16 protein-coding genes are annotated in these 21,948 nt (G+C 72.2%); 7 read left to right on the plus strand and 9 right to left on the minus strand.

Annotated features, from left to right (window positions below):
* Window positions 1-201: 201 nt before the first annotated feature.
* On the plus strand, window positions 202-2,460 hold the full coding sequence (locus IW245_RS06815) for a SpoIIE family protein phosphatase (protein WP_197002345.1): 2,259 nt from the start codon (window positions 202-204) through the stop codon (window positions 2,458-2,460).
* 207 nt (window positions 2,461-2,667) lie between these two features.
* Complete coding sequence (locus IW245_RS06820; RefSeq protein WP_197002346.1) at window positions 2,668-3,411, plus strand: GntR family transcriptional regulator; 744 nt, start codon at window positions 2,668-2,670, stop codon at window positions 3,409-3,411.
* 33 nt (window positions 3,412-3,444) lie between these two features.
* Here the strand turns inward: IW245_RS06820 and IW245_RS06825 are convergent, their stop codons facing one another.
* Entirely contained in the window at window positions 3,445-4,263 is an 819-nt protein-coding gene (locus IW245_RS06825) for a metallophosphoesterase family protein (protein WP_197008360.1), read from the minus strand.
* Window positions 4,264-4,340: 77 nt separating this feature from the next.
* On the opposite strand from IW245_RS06825, the gene IW245_RS06830 reads away from it, so the two are divergent.
* Window positions 4,341-5,411, plus strand: coding sequence for an AI-2E family transporter (locus IW245_RS06830; protein WP_197002347.1), 1,071 nt, complete (start codon window positions 4,341-4,343; stop codon window positions 5,409-5,411).
* Between the two features lie 157 nt (window positions 5,412-5,568).
* Window positions 5,569-6,696 carry a L,D-transpeptidase gene (locus IW245_RS06835; protein ID WP_197008361.1) on the plus strand — a complete coding sequence of 376 codons (1,128 nt, stop codon included), beginning with the start codon at window positions 5,569-5,571 and terminating at the stop codon, window positions 6,694-6,696.
* 20 nt (window positions 6,697-6,716) lie between these two features.
* Here the strand turns inward: IW245_RS06835 and IW245_RS06840 are convergent, their stop codons facing one another.
* Complete coding sequence (locus IW245_RS06840) at window positions 6,717-7,463, minus strand: NRDE family protein (protein ID WP_197002348.1); 747 nt, start codon at window positions 7,461-7,463, stop codon at window positions 6,717-6,719.
* Between the two features lie 75 nt (window positions 7,464-7,538).
* Between IW245_RS06840 and IW245_RS06845 the strand changes: the two genes are divergently transcribed.
* Window positions 7,539-8,174, plus strand: a complete 636-nt coding sequence (locus tag IW245_RS06845; protein ID WP_197002349.1) for a nucleoside/nucleotide kinase family protein — start codon at window positions 7,539-7,541, stop codon at window positions 8,172-8,174.
* An 86-nt stretch (window positions 8,175-8,260) separates the two neighbouring features.
* Here the strand turns inward: IW245_RS06845 and IW245_RS06850 are convergent, their stop codons facing one another.
* The gene (locus IW245_RS06850) at window positions 8,261-8,983 is read right to left on the minus strand and encodes an SAM-dependent methyltransferase (protein ID WP_197002350.1); all 723 of its coding nucleotides are present in this window, start codon (window positions 8,981-8,983) and stop codon (window positions 8,261-8,263) included.
* Window positions 8,984-9,176: 193 nt separating this feature from the next.
* Here IW245_RS06850 and IW245_RS06855 point away from each other — a divergent pair, with 193 nt between their 5' ends.
* Together IW245_RS06855 and IW245_RS06860 are read left to right on the plus strand one after the other, a co-directional pair.
* Window positions 9,177-10,892, plus strand: a complete 1,716-nt coding sequence (locus tag IW245_RS06855) for a beta-N-acetylhexosaminidase (protein WP_269215932.1) — start codon at window positions 9,177-9,179, stop codon at window positions 10,890-10,892.
* Window positions 10,893-10,984: 92 nt separating this feature from the next.
* Complete coding sequence (locus IW245_RS06860) at window positions 10,985-11,662, plus strand: glycoside hydrolase family 75 protein (RefSeq protein WP_197002351.1); 678 nt, start codon at window positions 10,985-10,987, stop codon at window positions 11,660-11,662.
* A 154-nt stretch (window positions 11,663-11,816) separates the two neighbouring features.
* Here the strand turns inward: IW245_RS06860 and IW245_RS06865 are convergent, their stop codons facing one another.
* The 6 genes from IW245_RS06865 to IW245_RS06890 all read right to left on the minus strand — a co-directional run bounded on the left by IW245_RS06865 (window position 11,817) and on the right by IW245_RS06890 (window position 21,944).
* Window positions 11,817-13,040, minus strand: a complete 1,224-nt coding sequence (locus tag IW245_RS06865; protein ID WP_231398688.1) for an ROK family transcriptional regulator — start codon at window positions 13,038-13,040, stop codon at window positions 11,817-11,819.
* Window positions 13,041-13,079: 39 nt separating this feature from the next.
* The gene (locus IW245_RS40365) at window positions 13,080-13,916 is read right to left on the minus strand and encodes a carbohydrate ABC transporter permease (protein ID WP_197002352.1); all 837 of its coding nucleotides are present in this window, start codon (window positions 13,914-13,916) and stop codon (window positions 13,080-13,082) included.
* On the minus strand, window positions 13,913-14,863 hold the full coding sequence (locus IW245_RS40370) for a carbohydrate ABC transporter permease (RefSeq protein WP_197002353.1): 951 nt from the start codon (window positions 14,861-14,863) through the stop codon (window positions 13,913-13,915). The genes IW245_RS40365 and IW245_RS40370 overlap by 4 nt, the downstream gene beginning before the upstream one ends.
* The gene (locus IW245_RS06880) at window positions 14,860-16,128 is read right to left on the minus strand and encodes an extracellular solute-binding protein (RefSeq protein ID WP_197002354.1); all 1,269 of its coding nucleotides are present in this window, start codon (window positions 16,126-16,128) and stop codon (window positions 14,860-14,862) included. The genes IW245_RS40370 and IW245_RS06880 overlap by 4 nt, the downstream gene beginning before the upstream one ends.
* A gap of 26 nt (window positions 16,129-16,154) precedes the next feature.
* A complete protein-coding gene (locus IW245_RS06885) occupies window positions 16,155-19,508 on the minus strand; it encodes a glycosyl hydrolase 2 galactose-binding domain-containing protein (protein WP_197002355.1) in 3,354 nt (1,117 codons plus the stop codon).
* A 207-nt stretch (window positions 19,509-19,715) separates the two neighbouring features.
* On the minus strand, window positions 19,716-21,944 hold the full coding sequence (locus IW245_RS06890) for a HelD family protein (protein WP_497942712.1): 2,229 nt from the start codon (window positions 21,942-21,944) through the stop codon (window positions 19,716-19,718).
* Between the last annotated feature and the right edge of the window lie 4 nt (window positions 21,945-21,948).

The following is a 21,948-nucleotide window of genomic DNA, read 5'->3' on the forward strand; positions in this document are numbered from 1 at the left end:
CACGGGGCGCGTGGCACCGCGGTCATCGAAGGGATCGCGGTGTCGGTGCCCGCTGCTGGAGCGCCGGAGCAGGCTCTTCGCCCGGGGCCTGGTCTGGACTCCTGAGCGTGCGCGTCCGCTGATAATCACACTACGCTCGTGCTTCGTCACGTGCGGTGCGCTCAGCTGGACAAATGATCGGACGGCTGATCGGATGGGGCCATGACGGAGGAAGTACCCGCGAGTACCGATCCGGTGGAAGCGCTTTCGGGCATGGTGGCCCGCCTCCGCAGCGAGCGGGACGGACTGCGCCGGGCGATGCGCAACCGCGCCGTCATCGAGCAGGCCAAAGGCGTGCTCGTCGAACGGATGGCCATCGACCCGCAGACGGCGTTCGACCAGCTCGTGGAGCTGTCCACCCACAGCAACGTCAAGCTCGTCGAGCTGGCCGCCGCGCTGGTCGCCACCCGCGCGCCCGCACCGACCGCCGTCGACGAGGGCCGCCAGCCCGGCGTGGCGGCGCTCGACCGGCTCGCGACGACGGGGGAGCCCCGCCCGGCGCCGGTCCCGGTGTCCGCGGACCTGGAAGCCCTGCGCGCCCAGCACCAGCTGCTGTCCGGCCGGGTCGCCACCTCCCGGTCCTACGACGAACTCGCCGAGACCCTGGCCGACAGTGCCGCCGGCTGGCCGCCGCCCAGCACCGTGATGGTGATGGAGAGCGAGGCCGACGGCGCGCTGCTCCTCCTCGGCGCCTGGGGGTTGTCCGCGGAGTCGCGCAGCCAGTGGGAGCGGGTGCCGCCGATCCAGGACCTGCCGATCGTCGCCGCCGCCCAGACCCGTTCGCCGGTACTGGTGGCCCACGCCCCCGACGACCGGTGGCTGTCCCGTGCCGTCGTCGCCCTGCCCCTGGTGCGCGACGACCGGGTTCTCGGCGTCATCAGCCTCGGCTGGGACGCGCCGCTGGTCGTCGACGACGAGGTCCGAACGTACCTGTTCGCGCTGGCTGAGCCGTGCGCCCGCCGGTTCGCCGAGCTCGCCGCCCCGCCGCCCGGCTCCCCGCACGACGGCGGCGCGGAGGGCCGCACCGACACCAGCGTGCTCCCGCTGCTGGTGGAGGCGTTGCGCCGGCCGGCGGTGGTGCTCGTGCCCGAGTACGACGACGACCGGATCGTCGACTTCCACGCCGAGTGCGCCAGCCCGGCGGCCTGGGAGCTGGCCACGACCGAGGGCTTGGACGCGTCCGACGCCAGTGTCCTGACCGTCCTGCCCCAGCTCGGCAGCCAGGTGCTGCTGCCGGCGCTCGCGGAGGTGGTCCGCACCGGGGAGTCCCTGGACCTCGCCGACGTGTGGGTTTCCCCGGAACGCGAGGGCCTGCGCGGCTCGTACCTGGTGGACCTGCACGTCGCGCGGCTATGGGACCGGCTGCTGGTCACCTGGCGGGTGCACGCCGAGGCCGACCTGCTGCACGAACAGCTGCTGTTCTCCGAGGAGGTCCTCGACGCCGGCTCCTTCCGGTGGAACCTGCGCACCGGCGAGACCCGCTGGTCCCCGGGCCTGTACCGGCTGGCCGGCCGCCGACCCGGCGACGGCCCCTTCCCCGTCGAGCAGGCCGACAGGCTCGTCGACCCCGAGGACCTCGCCGGGCTGCCCAAGGCCGTGGACGACACCCTGCGCGCCGGCCGCGCCCTGCGGGTCGACCTGCGCGGCGCCGGTCACCTCGCCGGCCGGCGGCTGCGGGTCACCGCCGAGCCGAGGACCGACCCCGACGGGACACTGTGGGCGGTGCTGGGCACGGTCCAGGACGTCACCCCGACCGGTACCCGCGACCCCCGGGCCGAGCTGGCGGCCGCCTCCCGCCGGCACCGGCTCCTCGACGAACTGCTCGCTCCGCCGTCCGCCCGGCACGACGCCACCGGGCTGGCGGTGTCGGCGCGGGCCGGCGGCCTGGGCAGCTGGCACGACATCGTCCCCGCCCCCGACGGCGGCACCCTGCTCCTCGTCGGCGAGGTGGCCGGGGACGGCGCGGTCGCCGCGGCCCAGCGGCTGCGGCACGCCGCGGCGGCGTACGCGGTCGCCGGCCTCGCCCCGGGCGGCCTCCTCGCCGGCCTGAACGCCTTCCTCCGCCAGCGCGAACCGGGCCGGACGGCCACCGTCGTGGCCGCCCGGGTCGCACCCGGCGGGCGGACCGTGCGCTGGGCGGTCGCCGGCCAGGTCATCCCGCTTCTGTACCCGGCGGCCGACGCGCCCCGGGTCCTCGCCGGACCCCTCGGCCTGCCCCTGGGCGTGACCGACGGCGTCGGGTACGACGAGTCCGAGTCGCCCCTGCAGCCCGGCGACCGGCTGCTGCTCTACCCGGAGGGCCTGCTCGCCGGGGGACTGGCCGGGGGACTGGCGACCCTGCTGGCGGCGCGCGACCCGGACCTCGAGGCGCTCGCTGGCGGACGCGACCTGTCCCTGCTGCTGGCCGGCGCGACGGACTGACGCGGGCATCCGCCAGGTCGCCGGGGAGAACGGGGTGGCCGTGACCCCGCCGCAGGACGTGCGGCGCGGGGGCGGCGGCGTAACGTTCCCGTTATCCCGATACGGCCCGGTGGGTCCGGGTGGTGCGCCAGATGAACAACAGGTGCCGTCCCGGGGCGGGCGCGCGAAGGCCCGGATTCGGCCCCGCCGGTGGTTACGCTGGGCGACATGTTGGCGAGCAGGCCCGTCCGCGAGGGCGTCCCGGAGCACGGACGCGTGCCCAAGTACTTCACCGTGAAGGCCCGGCTGGTCAGCCGGCTCGCCGAGCTGGGCGAGGGCGCGCCGCTGCCGGCCGAACGGGAACTCGCCGCCGAGTACGCCGTGTCCCGCGCGACCCTGCGCCAGGCCATCTCCGAGCTGATCCTCGAGGGCCGGCTCAGCTCCCAACAGGGCCGGGGCACCTTCGTCGCCGCGCCGAAACTGATCCAGCCCCTCGGCCTGGTGTCCTACACCGAGGCCGTGCGCACCATGGGCCGCGAGCCCAGCCGGCGGATCGTCACGGCCGAACGGGTGCCGGCCACCCCGGTCCTCGCCGGCGTCCTCGGCCTGGCCCCCGACGCGGAGGTCATCCACCTCGAACGGGTGCTCCTCGCCGACGGGGAGCCGATCGGGCTGGAGAGCACGTACCTGTCCGCCGGGCGGTTCGCCACCCTGCTCGACGTCCTGGCGCCGGGCGCGTCGCTGTACCGGTGCATGCGCGAGGAGTTCGGCGTCGAACTGGCCGAGGCCGAGGAGCAGATCGAGACGGTGCTGGCCAGCCCGCGCGAGGCGGCGCTGCTGGGCGCGAACCCGGCGCTGCCGATGCTGCTCGTGCACCGGGTGTCCCACGACGCGGCCGGGACCCCGGTCGAGCAGGTCCGGTCGCTGTTCCGCGGCGACCGGATCGGCTTCCGGACCCGACTGCGGGGCTAGCCCCTCGCGGCCAGGCCGGACCCGGCCGCGAGGCTAGGCCGGAACCGGCAGGATCTGCCGCAACCCGAGCGGCACGCCCCGCCGGTACTGACGCTCCCTCGGGTAGCCGATCGACACCTCCTCGAACCGCACCCCGTCCTCCACGGTGGTGCGCGGGATGTGCAGGTGCCCGTAGACCACCACCTCCGCGTTGAACCGCAGGTGCCAGTCCGCCGACCGGGTGGTGCCGCACCACTGCGCGAACTCCTGGTACCGCAGCGTCCGGGTCGCCTCCCTGGTCAACGGGAAGTGGTTGACCAGCACGGTGCGCGCCCCGTCCAGATCCAGGAGCCTCTTCTCCGTGTACTCCACCCGCGCCGAGCACCACGCGGCCCTGCTCGGATAGGGGTCCGGGAACAGCAGCGCCTCGTCCGTGGCCACGATCCCCGCGTTCAGCGCGATCTCCAACCCCTGTTCGGGGGTACTGGCGCCCTCGGGCATGAACGAGTAGTCGTACAACAGGAAGAGGGGTGCGACCGTGACCGGGCCGCCCTCGCCGGTGAACACGGGATACGGGTCCTCCGGCGTGTGCACGCCCATCTCCCGGCACAGCCGCACCAGGTGCTGGTAGCGCTCCTCGCCCCGCAGCGCGTTCGGGTCCTTCGGGTGCGACCACAGCTCGTGGTTGCCCGGGGTCCACACCACGGTCCCGAACCGGGAGGCGAAGAGCCGCAGGGTGGCCTCCACGTCGGCCACCGCCTCTCCGATGTCCCCGGCCACGAGCAGCCAGTCCTCGTCGGACTCCGGGCGCAGCCCCTCGACCACCTGCTGGTTCTCCGGATAGCGGACGTGCACGTCACTGATGGCGAACATCTTCACCCTCGAATCCTACGTGGCCAGGCCGTGCCGATTTTGTCTTCTGGTTGCGCGAACGGGGCGACAATGGGCCCATGCGCCGACCCGTCCCCGACCCCCGGACAGTGTTCCGCTGGGGCGTGGCGGCGGCGGCCGGGGCCGGGGGCCTGTTCCTGCTGGCCTGGGCCGTGTACGGCGTCCGGGACCTCCTCGTGCAGGTCTTCATCGCGCTGTTCGTCGCGATCAGCCTCGACCCGGCCGTCCGCTGGCTGGTCCGGCACCGGATCCGCCGGCCCTGGGCGGTCACCCTCGTGATCCTGTCTGCCGTGCTGTTCGTGGCCGGCTTCCTGCTCGCCGTCGTGCCGCCGCTCGTCCAACAGGCCCAGAACCTCGCCGCGGACGCCCCGCACTACCTCGACCAGCTGCGCCGGCAGTCCGAACGGCTGCGCCACCTCGACGAGAAGATCCACTACCGCGACAAACTCGACGCCTGGCTGCGCACCCTTCCGGCCGCCGTCGGCAGGCAGCTGCTGACGTTCGGCACCCGGTTCTTCGGCGCGCTCGCCTCGTTCCTGCTGATCTTCGTCCTGTCCCTGTACTTCATGCTCGACCTGCCCCGCCTGGTCGACCTCCTGGTCGGGGCCGTGCCGGAGAACCGCCGCGAACGGGTCAGCCACGGGGTGCACGTCCTGATCGACAAGATCGGGTCGTACATGATCGGGAACATCGTCATCTCCCTGATCGCCGGCGTCGCCTCCTTCGTCGCCCTCGAACTCCTCGACGTGCCCTTCGCGCTGCCCCTGGCGTTCCTGGTCGCGTTCACAGACCTGATCCCGATGATCGGCGCGACCCTGGGCGCGGCCATCTGCGTCCTCGTCGCCGTCGCCTCGGTGCCGCTCTGGCCCCAGGCGATCGGGGTCGCCGGCTTCTTCGTCCTCTACCAGCAGCTGGAGAACTACCTGATCGCCCCGCGCGTGATGCGCAACGCCGTGGACATGCCCGCGATCGGGGTACTGCTCGCGGCCCTCGTCGGCGGCCAGATCCTGGGACTGGTCGGCGCGCTGATGGCGATCCCGCTCGCGGCGGCGATCAAGATTATCTATGTCCGGGGTCGGGAGGCGCGCCGGGAGGCGGCGGCTCCGGAGTCGGAACCGGCGGGGGACTGAGGCACCCGCCGCCCCCGGCCCCGTCCGGCAGGCCCCGCGGCCCGCCGGACGTGACCGGACACCCGCCAATTTGGTAGGAAGTGTATGGATCCGGCACGATAGTCGCGTGACGCGGCGACCCGGATTCCTGTCCCTGGCCCTCGCGGCCGTCCTCACGATGTCCGCCTGCTCCGGCGACAAGGGCGCGAAACCCGCCCCGTCAACGGCCACCACCCCGGCGAGGAGCACCGTGCCGTTCTCCCTCGCGGTCACCCCGGCGGCGAACGCTTCCGGCCTTCCCCTCTCGACGGAGATCGGCACAGCGGTGACCGGAGGCAGGGTCACCGGCGTCGAGGTGCTCTCCGCCGGGAAGAGAGTCGAGGGCGCGCTGCGCGCCGACGGCACCGCCTGGGTCCCGGCCAAGCCCCTGACCCCCTCGACGTCCTACACCGCGACCGTCACGGCCACCGGCGACGACGGCAGGACCGAGTCGCGCGCCACGAGGTTCACGACGATGTCGCGGCCCGGGAACCGAGTCGGCACCGGGATGTACCTGTTCTCCGGCGGCACCTACGGCGTCGCCATGCCGGTGGTGGTCGAGTTCGTGGACTTCCAGGTGCCCGAGGCCGAGCGGGCCGCCGTCGCGCGCCGCCTGTTCGTGACGAGCGATCCGCCGCAGCTCGGCGGCTGGCACTGGTTCGGCGGCAACCAGGTCCTGTTCCGCCCCAAGGAGCACTGGAAGCCCGGCACCAGGCTCACCGTGCGCGCGGCCCTCGACGGCCACCCGCTCGGCAACGGGAGGTACGGCGACCAGGAGCGGGCCGCCAGCGTCACGATCGACGCGTCCGCCCGCTCCCTCGAGGTCGACAACGCCACGAAACAGATGGTCGCCAGGAAGGACGGCCAGGTGGTCCGGACGATGAAGGTCAGCCTCGGCAAGACGTCGACGCCGTCGTCCAGCGGGAACCTCGTCGTGATGGACAAACTCGACAAGACCATCTTCGACTCGTCCACCTACGGGGTCCCGGCGACCTCACCCGACGGGTACCGTTCCGAGATCCACTACGCGCAGCGGCTCACCTGGAGCGGCGAGTTCATCCACGCCGCCCCCTGGTCCGTGGGCGACCAGGGGGTGCGCAACGTGTCGCACGGCTGCGTCAACGTCTCCTGGGAGGACGCCGAGTGGGTCTTCGGCTTCACCGCGATCGGTGATCCCGTGACGATCCGGGGGACCGAGCGCACGGTGACGGCGGGCAACGGGTGGACAGCCTGGGATCTGCCGTGGGAGGAGTTCACCCAGGCCTGAGGCCGCGCGCCGGTGCCCGGCTACCCTCGGCCGTCGGGGACGAGGGGCACCGGACGCCAGCTGTCCGGCTCGCGCGGGTCGGTCGTGAAGTCGTACCGCACCCGGCCGTCCGCCGACAGTGCCACCAGGGAGACCGAGCCCGTCGCGTACCGCCGGCCCTCGTGTTCCCGGTCGACCAGGATCGCCCGGTCGTCGTCCCCGGGCAGCCCGCCGCCGGCGAGGAGGTCCAGCCACCCGCCCCAGGCCGCGGCCGTCGCCAGCCCGGGCTCCGGCGTCGTCCCGCCGAGCGCGCGGAAGGCCGGCATGGTGTGGCTGACCCGGGGGTGTTCGAGGTTGTCGGCCCCGAGCGAGGAGACGATGTGCCTGCCGTCGGCCAGCTCCCGCCGGTCGAGCGTCTCGCCGTCCCAGCTCAGCAGCACCGCCGAGTCCAGGGAACACCGCAGCAGATGGAACCCGGCGTACGGCTCCGGATCCAGGTCGAGCGAACGCAGCGCCCGCAACGGCAGCGTGCCCCGGGAGACGGTGGCCTCCGCGTCCCGGGGCACCGGCTGCTGGTTGAGCACCACGGCGACCACCGGCGCCGCGGTGTCGACGGCGAGCCACGTGCCGCCGGCCACGTCGTCGCGGCCGCCCAGCACCTGCGCGCCGAGAGCCGGCCAGTACGCGGCCGGCGGGGACCACGGCCGGTCGGCGAACTCGTCGCGGACACCGGCGAGGAGCACCGGCCACGGCCGGGAGCGGTCGAGATCGATGAACACGGTACACATCAGCCCCAGCGTAGCCGCGCGTCGGGCACGCTGGGGTGCGGGCGACGGTGGCTGGTGGGCGGGCATGATGGCAGGGTGCGGATTCGAGCGGTCACCCCGGAGGTCCTCGTCACCGAACTCGCTGACCGGATCGCCGCCGCCCCACCCGACGGCTGGGTGCGGGTCGCGCTGGACGGTGCCCCGGCGGCCCACCCGGGCCGGCTCGCCGACGACCTCGTCGCCCCGCTCCGCCTGCGCGGTCGGGCCACGCTGCGGGTGTCGGCGGCTGACTTTCTCCGCCCGGCCTCGCTGCGGTACGAGTTCGGTCGCACTGACCCCGACTCCTACTATTCCGACTGGCTGGACGCCAGGGCGCTCAACCGTGAGGTGCTCGACCCGCTCGCCGAGGGCGGCACAGGACGGGTCGTGCGCGCGCTGTGGGACGCGGCGTCCGACCGCGCGACGCGCACCCCGTACGAGGTCCTGGCCCCGGGAGGTGTCGTGCTGGTCGACGGCGCGTTGCTCCTCGGGCAGGGGCTGTCGTTCGACCTGGCCGTGCACCTGTGGCTGTCGCCGGGCGCGCTCGCCCGGCGCACCCCGCCCGAGGAACACTGGACCCTGCCGGCGTTCGCCCGCTACGAGAACGAGGTCGGGCCGACCGGGTTCGCCGACCTCGTGGTGCGGATGGACGACCCGCGCCGCCCGGCGGTGTTCACCCCACTCGCGGACTGAACACGCCCGGCCACCTCCGCCACAGGGCGACGCGGACGGGCCGCTGGAACCAGGGGCAGGTGTCGCCGTAACCGTCTGATGGGTTTTCAGGCGCTGGCCAGGCCGCCGTAGAAGTTGGTGGGCACGGCGCCGGGGGACTCCCCGTCCGCGAGTCCCCAGGCGGCGGCCGGCCGGATGCCGTCGGCCGTGAGCGTCCACGGCCCCAGCAGCGCCGCGAACTCGGCGGGCTCGCGCATGTGGAACGGCTCGCCCATCATGGCCAGGACCTGCGGATGGTCGGTGAGCAGCCGGCTGTCGAAGTCGAACGCCAGGTGGCTGCCGGCCGGGACCGCGGCGTGCAGGTCGGCGAGCGCGCGGCGCAGCGTGTCGTCGTCGAAGAACACCGGCAGCCCGAAGACGGCCACGCCGACGGGGGAGCCGTTCCAGTCCGGCAGGGTCACGGTGCTCAGATCGGTCAGATCCCCGAAGGCGTACTCCACCCCCGGCACCCCGGCGACCACCTCCCGGCCGAGCGCGATGTTCTCCGCGTCGATGTCGAGGTAGAGCACCCGGGAGTCGGGCGCGTGCTCGTGCACGTTGCCGCAGGTCGGGATGCCGGCGCCGAAGACGAGGTAGTCGCGGATCCCGAGCGCGTGCAGCCGGCCGACGGCGCGGCCGATGAACCGGCGCAGGTCCCGGAACACGGCCGGTCCCGGCGGGTAGGCGGCCTCCAGCGCGCCGGCCGCCGCGACGTCCACGGGGTGGTGGTGGCTGCCGCCGAGCCAGTGGTCGATGATCCGCGCGGTGCTGGGGGTGTCCGGAGTGTCCATGAGGGACAACCCTAGCGCGCGGCCCGAGGGGCGGCGGGTCGACAGCCCGGCCGGTTAAAGCAGGGGACTCATAATCCCTTGGTCGTGGGTTCGAGCCGCCGTCGATGTGGGACAACCTGTCCTCGGGATCTATCAGGAAGCCTTCCTATCTAATACGCTCGATGGCACCACCTCACCCCTCCGGAGGATCACCATGAGATCCAGAACCCCGTTGGCCCTGCTCGCGGCGCTGGTCGTCGTGTCGGGCGCGGCCAGCCCCGCCCTCGCGGCCCCCGCGCCGGGCCGCGCCCCGTCCCAGGTCGGGGCCCGCAGCGCAGCGCCGGCCGGTGGCTGGGACGCCGCCCTGGCCCGGGCCTCGGACGCGGCCACCGCCGCTGAGGCCACCGAGGCGGGCACGGCGTCCGCCGCCGAGGCCGGCCGGGCACTTGCCGTCACCAGCCGCATGTCGACCCTCGTCCCGGTCCCGGTGACCGTCCAGCCCGCCACCGGCGCCGACTACCCCCTCACCGCCACCACCTGGATCTACGCCGACCCGGGCGCCGAGGCCCCCGCCGCGTACCTGGCCGGCGTCCTGCGCCCCGCCACCGGCTACCAGCTCCCGGTCCAGCCGGCCCCCGGCACCGGCATCTCCCTGCTGCTCAGCGGCGCGGACCCGACCGTCGGAGACGAGGGCTACCAGCTCGACGTGACCGCCGCCAAGGTCGTGCTCCGGGCCCGGACCGCCGCCGGACTGTTCGAGGGCGTCCAGTCCCTCCGCCAGCTCCTCCCCGCGAGGGTCGAGAGCCCGACGGCCCAGTCCGGACCGTGGCAGGTGGCCGGCGGGCACATCGTGGACCACCCCCGGTACGCGTACCGGGGCGCGATGCTCGACGTCGCCCGGCACTTCCGTCCGGTGGCCGACGTCGAGCGGTACATCGACGAGGTCGCCCGCTACAAGATCAATTATCTGCACCTGCACCTGACGGACGACCAGGGCTGGCGGCTGGTGATCAACAGCTGGCCCCGGCTGGCCACGTACGGCGGCAGCACCCAGGTCGGCGGCGGCCCCGGTGGCTACTACACCCAGGCCGACTACACCGCGATCGTGGCGTACGCGCAGGCCAGGCATGTCACGATCGTCCCCGAGGTGGACATGCCCGGGCACACCAACGCCGCTCTGGCCTCCTACGCCGAGCTGAACTGCGACGGCAAGGCCCCGCCGCTGTACACCGGGGTCGACGTCGGCTTCAGCACGCTGTGCGTGCACAAGGAGCTGACGTACCGGTTCATCGAGGACGTGGTCACGGAGCTGGCGGCGCTGACCCCCGGCCCGTACCTGCACCTCGGCGGGGACGAGGCGACCTCGACCACTCCGGCGGACTACGCGACGTTCGTCAACCGGGTGCAGGCCATCGCCCACGCGCACGGCAAGATCGTGCTCGGCTGGCACGACGTGGTGCACGCGACGCCGCTGCCGACGACCGTGGCCCAGTACTGGGGGACCGAGACCAGCGACGCCCAGGTCGCGGCGGCCACGAAGAAGGGCACCACGCTCATCATGTCGCCAGCGAGTAAGGCGTACCTGGACATGAAGTACACCGCGAGCACCCCGCTCGGCCAGGACTGGGCCGGGCTGATCGAGGTGAAGGCCGCCTACAACTGGGACCCGGGCTCCTTCCTCAGCGGCGTCGCGTCCTCGGCGATCACCGGGATCGAGGCCCCGGTGTGGACGGAGACGCTGAAGTCGCAGCGCGACGTCGAGTACATGGCGTTCCCGAGGCTGCCGGCCCTCGCCGAGCTGGGCTGGTCGCCGAAGTCCACCCACGACTGGAACACCTTCAAGGTGCGGCTCGGCACGCAGGGCCCGCGCTGGAAGGCTGCCGGCGTCACGTACTACCGCTCGCCCCAGGTGCCCTGGGCGACATCCTGATAGATCGGCTCTTGACCAGTTAAATCGATGATTGTAGGTTGAGCGGCGCGGGGGATCAGAAAGGTAACCTACCTATCTAAGTGGAGGTCCCCATGCGTCGACCCGGACTCGCGGCATTCACCCTCGCGGCTGTGACCGTGCCCCTGCTGACCGTCCCCGCGACGACCGCCTCGGCGGGCACCCTCGCCGGCCCGACCGCCGCCCAACTGCTCGCCCGGGCCGGGCAGGGCTGCACCGTGGTGTCGCACGGCAAGTACGCCACCGACGACGACACCTCGTCCACCGTGAACATCTGCAAGGCGGGCTCCGCGTTCGTCTGGAAGGCCGATCTGGACGTCGACTGCGACGGGGTGCAGACGAGCCACTGCAACCACAGCACGGATCCGTGGTACCAGGACCAGACGTCCTTCCAGACCTCGAAGGGCAAGTCGTTCACGGCCGACGTCACGCACTACTTCGTGATCCCGCTGCCCAGCTCGCGGTTCAGCTACAAGTCCAACGGGATCAAGCCCGGCAGCGTCGCCGCGGTCATCTACAACAACAAGGTCGTCTACGCGGTGTTCGCCGACGAGGGCCCGAGCAACATCATCGGGGAGGCGTCCTACGCCACGGCCCAGGCCCTGGGCATCAACCCGGACCCGGCCAACGGCGGCGTCGACTCGGGCGTGACCTACATCGTGTTCCCCGGCCAGGTCCCGAGTCCGGTGGAGACCAACAGCGTCATCGACAGCAAGGGCGCGGCGGCGGCCAACGCCTTCGTGAACAGCTAGCAGTAGGGGCGGGCTTCACGGCCCGCCCCACCATCACACCCATCAAATCTTTCGGTGGGCCTCTCCTGCAGCGTCGGCCCTGGATTCCGGAGTGATCGGTCACGCACCTCGGCCACCCGGACGCGGGCGATCACCCGGTCGTCCGGGGCGGCGGTCAGAACGCCGGGCTGCCCAGCCGCGCGAACAGCGCCTCGCGGGCCGCCGACAGTGACGCCTCCAGCGCCCCGAACAGCACCGCGTCGTCCTCCACCCCGGTCACCGCGATCGGGGTCCGCAGCTCGCCGATCTCGCCCAGCGAGGCCTCCACGGCCGCCCGGAGCGGATCGGCCCCGGCCTGCGCGACCTCCCCGGCGAGCACCACCAACGGCGGGTCGAGCACGGCCACGACGGCGGCGAGCCCGACGGCGATACGCGCGGCCAGTACCCCGAGAAACGCCCGGCCCCGCCCGGCGGCCTCCTGCGGCCCACCCGCCAGCGCCGCGCCTCCGGCCGTCCCCACCGCCGCCACGGCCAGCGCCACCGCGTCATGCGCCGTCTCCGCCACGAACCCGTACTCCGCGGCCAACGCCACCACGGCGGGCCCGCCCACGAGCTCCTCGTAGTCGGGCCGCCGCTCGGCCCCGGGCAACCCGACCGGCATGTACCCGATCTCCCCGGCCCCCTGCCGGGCCCCGCGCAGCAACGTCCCCCCGAGGTCGATGGCCAGCCCGACCCCCTCGCCGAGCCACAGCATCGCGAACCCCGCCGAGGGGTCGGCCGCGGCCACCCCCCGGTGCCGCTCGGCCACGGCCGCGAGGTTCACGTCGTTGTCGACGTGCGCGGCCCGGTACGCCCGGCGGACCTCGCCGAGCAGCCCCGGCCGCTCCCACCCGGGCACGTGGATGTGCCGAACCATGTCGGTGCGCTCGTCGTAGGACCCGGGGATCGCCAGCTGCACGTGGTCGAGCTGGTCGACCCGCAGCCCGGCCCGTCGGCACAGCTCCTCGACGGCGCCGGTGACGGCCCGGGCCGCGTCGGTACCCGCGAAGTCGACCTCGACCTCGATCCGGGCCCGCAGCGCGCCGGACAGGTCGCACACGGCCGCCGCGATCGTGGAGGCCTTGCGCACGGACACGGCGGCGGCGTAGGCCGCCTCCGGGTTCGCCGCGTAGATCTCGGCGGTCGGCCCGGGCCCACCGCCCTGGGTGCGACCCACGGTCAGGGCGAGCCCGGCGTCCTGGAGCCTGCGGAGCACCTCGGAGGTGGACGGCTTGGACAGGCCGATCAGCGCGCGCAGGTCGGCCCTGGTCAACGGGCCGCTCTCGAGCAGGTGCGCGAGTGCCGCGGACTCGTTGATGGCGCCCAGGAGCCGGGACGAGCCAGAGACCCTAGCCATCATGCCGCCTTCGTCGGTAACGGAGTGTGGAGCAACAGTGTCTCAGCCCTTCACCGAGGCCGCAGCCAGCCCGTCGACCACATATCGCTGGAAGGCCAGGGCGAGCAGCACCGGGGGCAGGGTGGCCAGCACGCCGCCGGCCGCGACGAGCCCGAAGTCGGCGCTGTAGCGGCCGGTGAACTCGGCGATCGCGACCGGCACGGTCTTGGCCTCGGGCGTGGCCGTGAAGATCAGCGCGTAGAGGAACTCGTCCCAGGACATCAGGAACGTGAACATCATCGTCGCGAACAGCCCCGGCCGGGCAACCGGCAGCACGACCCGCAGCAGGGCCCCGAGCCGGCTGCACCCGTCGACCCGGGCGGCCTCCTCCAGCTCCACCGGGAGGGAGAGGAACTGGTTCGTCATGATCCACAGTACGAAGGGCGTGGTGAACGACGTGTACACCACGATCAGTCCGATCTTGCTGTCCAGCAGCTGGAGCTGGGTGAGCACCAGGTACAGCGGGATGAGCAGCGCGATCGGGGGCAGCATGTACGCGATCAGGAACGCCACCATCGTGCTCCGCCGGAACCGGAACCGCAGCCGGGCCAGGGCGTAGCCGCCCAGCACCCCGATCACCATGGACACCGCGACCGTGCCGAGGGCGACGATCACGCTGTTGCCCATCGACTGCCGGAACAGCCCGGCCACGTCGGAGCCGTCGGAGTTGGCGATCGCGTCGTACCGCGACCAGGTCGGGTGCTCGGGGATCCAGTGCAACGGCCGGGCGAGCAGGTCACGGGGCTCGGACACGCTGGCGATGACGAGCCAGGCCAGCGGGGCGAGGAACACCGCGGCCACGAACGCGGCGGCGGCGTGGATGAAGATCTTGTACCTCACAGCAGTGCCCCCCTCTTGCGCAGCGTCCGCAGATACACCACGGACAGCACCAGCACCACGGCCGTGACCAGGTACGACAGCGCCGAACCGTAGCCGAGCCGCTGGTCGGAGAACGCCCGGACATAGGTGTAGAACGCCACGGTCTGCGTGCCGCTCGCCGGGCCGCCGCCGGTGACGATGTAGACGATGTCGAAGATGCGCACCGTGTCGATGGTGCGCAGGACGAGCACGATCACGATGCTCGGCACCAGCATCGGCACCGTGATGGAGAAGAAGGACCGGATCGGGCCGGCCCCGTCGATCCGGGCCGCCTCGTACAGGTCGGACGGGATGTTCTGCAGGCCCGCCAGGAGCAGGAACGCCACGAGCGAGGTGTTCTTCCAGACGTCGGCGGCCATCACCATGTTCAGGGCCAGAAACGGGTCGGACCCCAGCCACGACCTGTACTCGTCCATCAGCCCGAGCTGGGTCAGCACCGCGTTCAGCGCGCCGTACTGCCCGGAGAAGATGTAGCGCCACATCGCGCCCGACACGATCGTCGGCAGCGCCCACGGCACGATCACGATGGCCCGGAACAGCCACCGGGCGCGCAGCGGCGCGTTGAGCAGCAGCGCGATGCCGACCCCGAAGACGACCTCGAAGAAGATGGAGGTCACGGAGAAGTACGAGGTCTGCCACACGGCCCGCCAGAACCCGGGGTCGCCCAGGGCCTCGACGTAGTTGGACACCCCGACGAACGGGGTGCTGTCGTCCAGCGGCCCGTCGACGTCCAGCACGGACGTGACCAGGGTGCGTACGACGGGGTAGACGACGACGCCGAACACGACGAACGCGGCCGGCAGCAGCAGGAAGAGCGCGAAGCGGGCCTCGCCCCGCCCCGCGCGGGAGGGACGCACGGGCGTCTCCTGCGCGCGGGGCGGGGCGGGCCGGTTGAGCTGGTCGGTCACTTGAGCTCGCTCGCGGCGGCGGCTGCGGCGTCGTCGAGCGCCTTCTGGACGGGCTTGCGGCCCAGCAGGGCGTTGGAGATCTCGCCCTGCAGGATCTGCGACACGGCGTTGTAGTGGTTCACGCCGGGCCGCAGGATCAGCGAGTCGAGCTCGGCCTTCGCGGCGGCCACGGTCTCCGGGCTCGTCGCGACGACCGTGTCCTTGGTGTAGGAGGCCTTCCACACCGGCAGGGAGCTCTTCGCGTACTGCTCCTGCGTCGCCGCGCTCGTCAGGTGCTGGATGAGCTTCCAGGCGTCGTCGGGCTTCTTGCTCGTCGCCGGGATCGCCAGCGCCATCGACCCGTTGCACCCGGGCCGCTTGCCGCCGTCGCCGGCCGGGGTCTGGCCGATGGTGACCTTGCCCTTGACCTTGCTCTCCTTCTCGTCCTGGGTCTTGGCCCACATGAACGTCCAGTTCAGCGCGAACGAGGCGTCGCCGTTCGGGAACGCCTTGGCCACGTCGTCCTCCAGGCTCTCCATCGAGGCCGGGTTGCTCAGCCCCTCGTCGAGGGTGGACTTCATGAACTGCAGGGCCCTGACCCCGCCGCCGGTGTTGAACGCCGGCTTGCCGGCCGCGTCGAGGAACGTGCCGCCGAACGCGCCGAGCAGCTGGGTGTAGTCGCAGATCACGGCCTCGGTCTGCTTCCAGCTCCAGATCAGGGGGTACTTCACCACCCCCTTCGCCTTGATCGCGCGGGCCGCCTCGACCACGCCGGACCAGGTGGTCGGCGCGGTCGGGGCGAGCCCGGCGCGGGTGAGGTGCTCGGTGTTGGAGTACAGGTACTTGGCGTCCAGGATCCACGGCACGCCGTAGAACCTGTCCTTGTAGACGGCTGTGGACAGCGCCCCCTCGAGCATCTGGGTCTTCCACTCGGCCGGCACCCGGGGGGTGATGTCGGCGATGAGCTTCTTCTCCGCGAACTCGGGGGGCCAGATCACGTCGATGAGGACCACGTCGAAGGTGCCGGCCGGGGCCGCCGCGACGATCTTGTCGCGGAGCGCCTCGTACGCCACGAAGGTTTTGTTGATCTTGATCTTCGGGTTGTCCTTCTCGAACAGCGCCACCATCGCCGAGATGTCCTCCTCGGAGTACCCGGCCTGCTGCATGAACAGCACGTTCAGGGTGCCCTCGGCCGATCCCGAGGACGTGCCGCAGGCGGCGAGGGCAGCGCCGACGCCCGTGAGCCCGATCGCGCTCAGGACGGTGCGCCGTGACCAGTTGTCCATCTAGTACTCCAGAAATGTGCGGGTGGTCAGGATGTTTCGAGGTAGTCCGCGTTCGGACCGCCGTTGGCCGTGGTCGCCGTCGCGCGCACGGTGCTGGTGCCGGCCGGCAGTGGCACGTTCAGGGTCACCGAGGCCCAGGTGTCCCAATTGCCGGTGCCGGGGAATGCCACGTCGGTGGCGACCACGGTCCCGTTGACCGTGATGGTCATCGGGCGGTTGACCGTGGTGCCGTTGGCGTAGCGCAGGGTGAGTGTCGAGGTGCCTCCCGTGACGGTCCACTGCACCCAGCCGCCGGTGATGTTCGTGTAGTCCACGAATCCGGAGCCGGAGTAGCCGAGGTGGTTGCTGGCCACCGTGGCTTGCGAGAGGGTCGCGTTCTCCGCCTCGTACCGGCCGGTCGACGTGCCCGGCGTGGTCACCGACAGGGGAGCGGTCGGCGGCGAGGAGTTGCCCGCCGCGTCGCGGGCCACGACGGTGTAGGCGTAGGTGGTACCTGCCGTCAGGGTCGGGTCCGTGTACGTCGTGCCGGTCACCGTGGCGATCGGGCTGCCGTCGCGCAGCACGTCGTACCCGGTCACGCCCACGTTGTCGGTGGACGCGTTCCACGCCAGCGCCGCGCTGGTGCCCGTGACCGCCGTGGCGCGCAGGTTGCCCGGCGTGGACGGCGGCTGGCCGTCGCCCCCGCCGCCGGCCGGCACGGTCTGGGTGGCCGCGTTCCAGCCGGACACCCGGACCTTCGGCGCGGCCCCGTGCAGGTCCGCCGTCCGGTACGTCGCGGTCAGCGTCGTCTGCTCGCCCGGCCACAGGCTGACGGCGTTGTCGGACCACTTCACCGGCAGCACCGGCTTGTCGCCCGTCCCGACCAGGTGCGCGTCGAGGTAGAACGCCGGCGTCTTCGCCGTGCCGGTGTTCTTCAACGTCACCGACGTCGTGGTGGTGTCGCCGCTGACCGTGGAGGACGCGGTCGCCGACACCGGGGCCTGCGCCATGCCGGTCAGGCCCTTGAGGTCGGCGTAGGAGGTGGTGGGGACGTAGTACCAGTCGTTGTTGGGCCAGTCGATGACGTCGTCCTTCGTCGACAGCCAGTACACGTTGCGGCTGACCTCGTGGCCGCTGGCGTCGGTCAGCAGCAACCGGGCCAGGTAGGTGGTCGAGAGCCCGGTCACCGATGCCGGCACGGTCACCGCCGCGGCCTTCCCGCCGCCACCGGCCACGGAGAGCCCCGTCGCGGTCTGGGAGAACTTGTTCGTCCCGTCCGGGTTGAACAGGTCCACCTTCACGGTCAGACCCGACGCGGCTCCCGGCTGGGAGTTGACGACCACGACCTGCCGGTTGTCATAGGAGTACTGCACGTGCAGCGGCTCTCCCGCCTTCTTGGCCCCATAGTAGGAGCCGCCCTGGTCGAGGTAGTAGTCGAACAGCTGCCAGTGCAGCGACGTCCAGCCGCTGTTGAGCATCCAGTAGATGACCCCGTCGGCCGGGTTCGACGCGTCGGTGAAGTTCCGGCCGAACGACTCGAACTGCGCGCGGGTGTTCTCGTACTGCGCGAGCTGCGCCTTGCGGACGTAGTCGTCCAGGCTGGTCGGGGCCCCGTAGCGCCCCGTGATCGCGTTGTCGAAGATCTTCAGGGTGCCGAAGGTGGCCGACTGCGACCGGTGGTACTGCGTCGCGTTGTAGTTCTTCCACAGCGTGTCCAGCTCGGCGGACGACATCATCCGCTTCAACGTGTCCAGGGTTGGCACGTCCGGCCCCGCGCTGGTCTCCGAGGCGAACCCGAAGGCCCCGCCCTCGCGCTTGTTGTACCAGTACCCCGGCGGCACCCAGTCGTACGGACCCGGCATCTTCATCCCCGACGCGCCCGTGATCGGGGCGGACCGGTCAGCGGCCGACGCGACGACCGGGGTGGCCCAGTCGGCGGCGTTGAGCGCGTCCACGTAGTTCTTCTCGATCGTCGCCGTCGGGGCGAAGTCGCTGCCGATCAGGAACGAGATCACGCTCGGGTGATCCCGCAGCCGGCGCGCCTCGGCCGTCATCGAGTCCTTGGCCGTGACGTAGTCGGCGGCGGTCCAGGTGTCGCCGGGTTCGCCGCCGTTGACCTGGCCCTCCCACTTGTCGCAGCACTCCCAGCCGGGCAGGGTGAGGATGCCCATCTCGTCGGCCATCGCGAAGAACTCGTCCGGCTCGATGTGCCCCTCGAGGCGCACCGTGTTCAGGCCGAGGTCGAGGACGTAGCGCAGCTTGTCGGCGGCGTAGCCGGCGTCCCAGCGCAGGAACAGGTCCGGCGACCAGCCGCCGCCCTTGATCAGCAGCGGCCTGCCGTTGACGCTGTAGCGCCGGTGCCCGCTGCCGTCCAGGGGTGCCTTGACGTCGCGGATCCCGAACCTCTCCGTGTACGTGTCGGAGACGGCGCCCCCGACGCTCGCGGTCAGCGTCAGGTCGTTGAGGGTCTGCGCGCCCATCCCCGCCGGCCACCACAGCCCCGGGTTGTTCACCGTGACCTGCCCGAACGTGACCGTCTTCGTCTCGTGCGCGGCGAGGGCCACGGTCTGGGTGAGCGCGGCTCCCGCCACGGAACCGGCCACTGTCGCGCTGACCGCCGCCGCCGAGTCGTTGCGGACCTCGGCCTTCACGGTCAGGTCGGCCCGGGTCAGGCCCGGGTTGAGGGCGGTGACAACGTGCCCGCCGCGCAGCGCGACCGCCCCGCCCCGGTGCACCCGGACGTCGCGGACGATGCCCATGTTCCTGTCCGGCGGGGTCTGGGCCCAGTCGATCCACCCCATGGACAGGTCCTTGTTGGGGTCGTTCGGGTAGACCCGGATCGCGATGCTGTTCACCCCCGCGCGCACGAGCGCGGTCAGGTCGAACTCGTGCGCCGTGTACGCGCCAACGACCTGCGCGCTGGTGGCCACCTGGGTGCCGTTGACGAAGATGTCCGCCTTGGACAGCACTCCGGAGAGGTTCACGTAGGTGCGCGTCGAGGTGTCCGTGACGGCGAGGTCCGCCCGGTACCACCACGGCACCGTGAAGTCCGCCGTCGGGATGTTCTTCATGTTCGTCGAGTAGAACGGGTCGGGGTACTTGTTGTTCTGCAACAACCCGGAAAGCACGGTCGACCGCGCGCCGACCGGGTACCAGCCGGCGGTGTCGTACCCGGGCTGGGAGATCTGGGCACCGGTGCCGCCCGTCTTCGCCGAGGACTGAAGCAGGAAACCGGGGATCGCGGTGCTGCTGCCGGGGGCGGCGGGAATGGCGACCGACGCGGTGGGGGACGCGTCGGCGCGGGTGGGGGAGCCGGCGACGATGCCGGTTCCCGCGAGGACCACCGCGACGACGGCCGCGAGGGGGAGTCGCAGTCGGGCGTGGTTCGAGGGGGGTTCCACGATGCCTCCTGAGGGGCGACGTTAGATAGGTAGGCTACCTAACCAATGGAGCGTAGCGACGGCCCTCGATCCTGACAAGACGCTGTCCCTTACATCCCCGAAAGGGGACGTTGCCGCCCGTTGAGCGGCCCCGTCCCCTGTGCGGTCATCTACCGCGCCCCGGCCCGGCGGCGGGCGCCGGCGTCGCAGCCGTCAGCCGCCCGGGGGTCAGCGCGGCTTCAGCCCCCGCAGCACCTCGGGCACCTCACCCGGGCACAGCACCCCGAGCCGCCGCGTCGACCGGGTCAACGCCACGTACAGGTCGTTGTGACCCCGGGGCGACTCGTCGAGGATCGCCTGCGGGTCCACGATCAGCACTGAGTCGAACTCCAGGCCCTTGGCGTCGCGGACCGTCAGCACCTGGTCGTGCACGCCGACTTTCCGCAGCTCCGGCCGGCCCTCCGGCACTATCACGCCCACCCGGCCGTGCGCGCCCTCCTCGGCGAGCAGCGCCGCGATCCGGCCGGCCAGGTCCTCGACCTGCTCCACCCAGGGGTCGATCCCCACCGAGCGCACCGGGCGCGGCGCGGCCAACGACGGGTCCACGACGGCGAGCACGTCGTCGGCGACCGCCATGATCTCCGCCGGGGTGCGGTAGCTGACCGTGAGCTCCGCGAGGCGCCACCGCTCGGCGACGTAGCCGCCCAACGCGTCCTGCCAGGACGCGGCCCCGGCCAGGTCACCGGTCTGCGCCACGTCCCCGACCAGGGTCATCGACCGGTTCGGGCTGCGGCGCATCAGCAGCCGCCAGACCATCGGCGACAGCTCCTGCGCCTCGTCCACGATGATGTGCCCGAACGCCCACGTCCGGTCGGCCGCCGCGCGCTGGGCGGCCGTCAGCCGTTCGACGTCCTCCTGGCGCTCGGCGAGCTGCCCGGCGTTGACGACGTCGGCGACGAGCAGCAGCTCCGGGTCCAGCTCGTCCTCCAGGTCGATCGACCGCGAACCCAAGGCGATATCCATGACGCCCTCGGCGTAGTCGGCGTCGACGGCCGGTCGGGCCGCGGACTCGACGGGCTCCTCCTCGCCGAGCAGCTCGGCGGCCTCGTCCAGCAGCGCGACGTCCGCCGGGGTCCAGGCGCCCCGGGCCCGGTACAACGAGAGGCGCTCTTCGGAGGTGAGCAGGTCACCGGCCGCGATGTCGATCCGGTCCCGGTCGGCGTAGAAGTCGGCGAGCAGCCGCTCCGGGGTCAGCTCCGGCCACAGCTCCTCGAGGGTCGCGGCCACCTCGGGGTCGGCGGTCAGCTCCTCGCGGATCTCCACCAGGTCGGCGGGCCCGAGCAGGTTGTCCCCGCCGAGCGGGTCCGCGCCGATGCGGTCGGCGGCCTGGCGGACCAGGGCGTCGAGCACGTCGTCGACGAACGTGGGCCGGGCCAGGTTGTGCGGCCGGCCGGTGCCCAGTGCCCGGGTGCGGGCCCGCTCGCAGGTCACCGGGTCCAGCCACAGCGGCTCGTGGTCGTAGGTGAGCTCGAGGGGCTCGTCGGGCACCCGCTGCCGGTCGGCCACGGCGTTGGCGAGGACCTCCGCCATCACCAGCCGGCCCTTCACCTCGGCGACCCGCGCCGGTTCGGCCGCCGTCGCGGTCACCCCGGGGAACAGGCCGCCGGGGGTACGCAGCAGCACGCCCGTCTCCGCCAACGACGGCAGCACCTGGGAGATGTACCGCAGGAACGTCGGGTTCGGCCCCACGATCAGCACCCCGTGCCGTGACAGCTGCTCGCGGTGCGTGTAGAGCAGGTAGGCGGCCCGGTGCAGCGCGACGGCCGTCTTGCCCGTGCCCGGGCCGCCCTGCACGACGAGGACCCCGCCCATCTCGGAGCGGATGATCACGTCCTGCTCGGCCTGGATGGTCTCCACGATGTCGCGCATCCGGCCGGTCCGCCGGGCGTCCAGGGCCGCGAACAGCGCCGCCTCGCTCGTGATGCCCACCTCGGCGTCGTCGCGGGCCGCCTCCGCGAGGTCCAGCACCTCGTCGTCGAGCTCCGTGACGTACCGGCCCTGGGTCCGGATGTGCCGGCGGCGGCGGACACCGTCGGGCGCGGCGGCCGTGGCCAGGTAGAACGACCGGGCGGCCGGGGCGCGCCAGTCCATCAGGAGCTGCTCGTGGGCGCCCTCGGTGTCGAACAGCCCGATCCGGCCGATGTGCCGGACCGTGCCGTCGTCGAGGTCGAGTCGGCCGAAGCACAACCCTTGCTCCAGCGCGCCGAACTCGACCACCTGGTCGGAGTAGAGCGTGCTGGCGGAGTCGCGCTCGGACCGGTTCTGCGGGGTGCCGCCGGGGGTGTAGCGCAGGGTGGAGGCCAGTCGCTCCCGTGCCCCGGCGCGCAGGGCGTCGAGGTGACCGTAGAGCATGGACAGGTAGTCCTGTTCCTGGCGGAACTCGGCGGCAGTTGACAAGCCA

The sequence above is a fragment of the Longispora fulva genome (genome assembly GCF_015751905.1).
GTDB classification, from domain to species: Bacteria; Actinomycetota; Actinomycetes; order Mycobacteriales; family Micromonosporaceae; genus Longispora; species Longispora fulva.